Genomic DNA, 3522 nt, shown 5'->3' with positions numbered 1-3522 from the left:
GGCGGGCCGCTGCCGCCCCGGATCTCTTCAGATGCGCGGCGGTCGCGCCTCGTACGGCGTGGAGAGGACGACCGTCGTCCGGGTCGAGACGCCGGCCAGGGAGCGTACGCGGGCGAGGAGTTCCTCCAGTTCATGCGGCGTGGACACCCGCACCTTGAGGATGTAGTTCTCGTCCCCGGCGACGCTGTGGCAGGCCTCGATCTCGGGGACGCCGGCGAGGCGGTCCGCGATGTCGTCGGGGGCGCTGGGGTCGAAGGGTTTGACCGAGATGAACGCGGTCATGGGCAGGCCGACGGCCTCGGGGTCGACGACCGCGGCATAGCCGCGGATGACGCCACGCTGTTCCAGCCTGCGCACCCGCTGGTGCACGGCCGACGTGGACAGGCCCGTGGCCTTGCCCAGGTCTGTGTAGCTCATCCGCCCGTCCTTGACGAGCAGCTGCACGATCTGTCGGTCCAGCTCCTCCATGGCGCAAGAACCTACAGTGCACTTGATCGTCTCGGATACCTGAATGAGCACCCCGGAGTCGCCGCACCGGGCACCTGCGAGCGGCATGTGACGAACACCACAGCCTTCGGGCCGTCTCCGTGATGTTCTCGTGATTACGCCCCAGGGGTGGCGGGAAGTGCTTGCTGTGGTCGAGGCCGCAGTGCCTTCACGGCCCAGCCCGAGGGGGAGAACCCATGCAGAGTCTTAAGCGCCTTGGTCGTACCACGTCCAAGCGGCAGCAGCCGGTCGTCATGCCCGAGCCGGAGTACATCGAGTCCGACACCCTGGACGACGAACCCGACGCGTACGACACCTTCGAGATGTACCGGGTGATCTGCCCGGACTGTGCGCAGCCCATCGCGCTGCTGGCGGACGAGGACGTTCTGCCGGAGCACGCTCTGTGCGCCTCGCCGTGGAACCCGTTCGGGCTCACGGTCTGCGCCGGCACCGGACGCCGGGCCTCCGAGGCGGGGCCGGCGGACGAGTCCGTCACGCCCCAGGAGCAGGACACCGCCCTGCTGTTGACGCTCCCTCAGGGGCTCGACTGGCGCACCCAGCCCTTCTCGCACGTCGGCGGCCCGGGCTCGCGCCCGATCAGGGTCCCGGGGATGCGGCGCCACGCCGCCTGAGCGGACGCCGGTACGAGGGTGGCAGGGTCCGCCACCCTCGCCCACGCCTCCGTCCCACGCCCGTCCGCTGCCCGCCGGCAGTCCGTCGGCAGTCCTCCGGGAGACGGTGGCGAACGCACGCCCTATTCCGGCCGTCGGTGACCCGTCCGGCCGCTCCCGCGTTGCCCGGGTATGACGACGACTCCCACGTATTCGACGACCGGGCGTCAACGCCACGTCTTCGTGCCGCCACCCCTGGAGGCGGCCGCACCCGTCCCGCCGCCCCGGCTTCCGGATCCACCGATCTACCGCGATCTCCTGCGGACCTGGGCGGACCGGGGCCGGACGCTGCCGGGACGGCACGACCCGGAGTGGACCCGGCTTGCCGCGCCCTGGCGGGGGCCCGGTCGGTTCAGCGCGTCTCCGGCCCCGCGAGATGGCGGGCGATGACCATGCGCTGGATCTGGTTGGTTCCCTCGACGATCTGCAGGACCTTGGCCTCGCGCATGTAGCGCTCGGCGGGGAAGTCCGCGGTGTAGCCGTAGCCGCCGAGGATCTGCACGGCGTCGGTGGTGACGCGCATGGCGGTGTCGGTGCAGTGCAGCTTGGCCATGGCCGCCTGCTTGGCGAACGGCCGCCCGGCATCGCGCAGCCGGGCCGCCGCCAGGTACAGCGCGCGTCCCGCCTCGATCTGGGTGGCCATGTCGGCGAGCATGAAGCGCAGCCCCTGGAAGTCGGCGATGGGCTTGCCGAACTGCCGCCGCTCGGTCGCGTAGCCGAGCGCCTCGTCGAGCGCCGCCTGGGCCAGGCCGATGGCGCAGGCGGCGATGCCGAGCCGGCCGCCGTCGAGCGCCGACAGGGCGATCGCGAAGCCCTGCCCCTCCTCGCCGACGCGCCGCGCGTCGGGGACCCGGACGCCGTCGAAGTGGACCTGGGCGGTGGGTGAGCCCCTCATTCCCATCTTCTTCTCGGGCACCGCGGCGCTCAGCCCCTCGGCGTCGCCGGGCACCAGGAACGCGGTGATGCCGCGCGGGCCCTCCTCGCCGGTGCGGGCCATGACCGTGCAGAAGTCGGCGACGCCGCCGTGGGTGATCCAGGCCTTCGTGCCGGTGATCACCCAGTCGTCGCCGTCGCGCACCGCCTTGGTGCGCAGCGAGGCCGCGTCCGAGCCCGACGCGGGCTCGGAGAGGCAGTAGGCACCGAGCAGACCTCCGCCGAGCATCGCGGGCAGATGCTCCGCCTGCTGCTCCTTGGCTCCGAAGGCGGCCAGCGCGTAGCAGGCCAGGGTGTGCACGCTGACGCCGAGGCCCACGGTGAGGCGGGCCATGGCGAGTTCTTCGAGGACCTGGAGGTACACCTCGTACGGCTGGTCGCCGCCGCCGTGCTCGGGGTCGTAGGGGAGGCCGAGCAGGCCGGACTCGGAGAGGAGTGTGAAGAACTCGCGCGGGAAGCGGCCCGCGTCCTCCTCCTCCGCCGCTGTCGGAGCGACCTCACGCTGGGCGATGTCGCGGACGAGCGAGATCAGATCCCGGGCCTCGTCCGTGGGCAGTTGCCGGTCCACCGGCTGCGGGGCGCGGTCGGGCATGGCGACGCTCTCCTCCCTGTTCGGGCACATCGGCGTGCGCCTTGGGTGGGGGCGGCTCCGCCGGGGTCGTTTCGGTGCCTGGCCGATGCTTGCATTCCCGGGTCTCGGAAGCTGCTGACCAGCGGCTGTGCGCTGTGAGTATGCCCGATCGGCCGAAGCAAGTCACTTGTTAACGACCGCTTACTTCAGGATACCTTCGCCACACTCCTCTCGATCCGCATTGGTCCGCACCATTGACCAACTGGTCTAGTCCTCCTAGGGTCTTGGTCCACCAGTGAGTCACCGTGTCCATGCCAATCGGCTCACTTCCCCGTCGACACCCGTTGATCCCCGACGTCCCCCGAACACCCCCGAAGACCCTCGAAGACTCCCGTCGATCCGCATCGGCCCCCCCGTTATGTTTTCCGCGGTCCTGCAAGAGGGCCGCTGGCCTCCGGGCCCGGCATGACTGTTGCCCCCTGTCGAAGGCATGACCTGGGGGGTGGTGTCACCGGGCCCGGGAGGTGCCGTCGGAGACGCTGATGAGAGGTCCGGCCACCGTCCGGTCCGGCGCAATGCCGGACAGCTCGCGGGCGGCAGGTCTGCATAACGTGGATGCGCGAGTACGACACCGATGCCGAGGCCGGCACCGTCAACACCCCTTGGGAGGGGCGCGATGTTCGAGACCGAAGACGTGGGCGTGTTCCTGGGCCTGGACGTCGGCAAGAGTGCTCACCACGGCCACGGACTCACCCCGGCCGGGAAGAAGGTCTTCGACAAGCAACTGCCCAACAGCGAGCCGAAGCTGCGGGCCGTCTTCGACAAGCTGACCGCGAAGTTCGGCACCGTCCTGGTGATCGT

Annotated in this window: 4 protein-coding genes; 2 read left to right on the top strand and 2 right to left on the bottom strand. The window is 70.5% G+C overall.

The features are described 5' to 3' along the window. Positions 1 to 27 precede the first annotated feature (27 nt). Positions 28 to 468: an Lrp/AsnC family transcriptional regulator gene (locus tag B9S61_RS24075; protein WP_030867874.1), complete on the bottom strand. Its 441-nt coding sequence runs from the start codon at positions 466 to 468 to the stop codon at positions 28 to 30. A 215-nt stretch (positions 469 to 683) separates the two neighbouring features. On the opposite strand from B9S61_RS24075, the gene B9S61_RS24070 reads away from it, so the two are divergent. Then, positions 684 to 1118: a hypothetical protein gene (locus B9S61_RS24070; protein WP_103544125.1), complete on the top strand. Its 435-nt coding sequence runs from the start codon at positions 684 to 686 to the stop codon at positions 1116 to 1118. A 391-nt stretch (positions 1119 to 1509) separates the two neighbouring features. On the opposite strand, the gene B9S61_RS24060 is transcribed toward B9S61_RS24070, so the two are convergent. Continuing rightward, the gene (locus tag B9S61_RS24060) at positions 1510 to 2682 is read right to left on the bottom strand and encodes an acyl-CoA dehydrogenase family protein (RefSeq protein WP_103544123.1); all 1173 of its coding nucleotides are present in this window, start codon (positions 2680 to 2682) and stop codon (positions 1510 to 1512) included. A gap of 655 nt (positions 2683 to 3337) precedes the next feature. Here B9S61_RS24060 and B9S61_RS24055 point away from each other — a divergent pair. Beyond that, on the top strand, positions 3338 to 3522 hold a 185-nt coding region (locus tag B9S61_RS24055), incomplete at its 3' end, for a transposase (RefSeq protein ID WP_146064863.1).

Origin of the sequence: Streptomyces sp. SM1 (genome assembly GCF_002910825.1) — a bacterium.
In the GTDB taxonomy this organism is placed as follows: Bacteria; Actinomycetota; Actinomycetes; order Streptomycetales; family Streptomycetaceae; genus Streptomyces; species Streptomyces okerensis.
The sequence above is the reverse complement of the archived record's forward strand: the minus strand, read 5'-3'. Positions and strand labels throughout refer to the sequence as shown.

What these genes read in the sequence shown, in the direction of transcription:
- B9S61_RS24070 (WP_103544125.1), top strand. Translation starts at nt 684, where the DNA reads ATGCAGAGTCTTAAGCGCCTTGGTCGTACCACGTCCAAGCGGCAGCAG.
- B9S61_RS24060 (WP_103544123.1), bottom strand. Translation starts at nt 2,682, where the DNA reads ATGCCCGACCGCGCCCCGCAGCCGGTGGACCGGCAACTGCCCACGGAC.
- B9S61_RS24075 (WP_030867874.1), bottom strand. Translation starts at nt 468, where the DNA reads ATGGAGGAGCTGGACCGACAGATCGTGCAGCTGCTCGTCAAGGACGGG.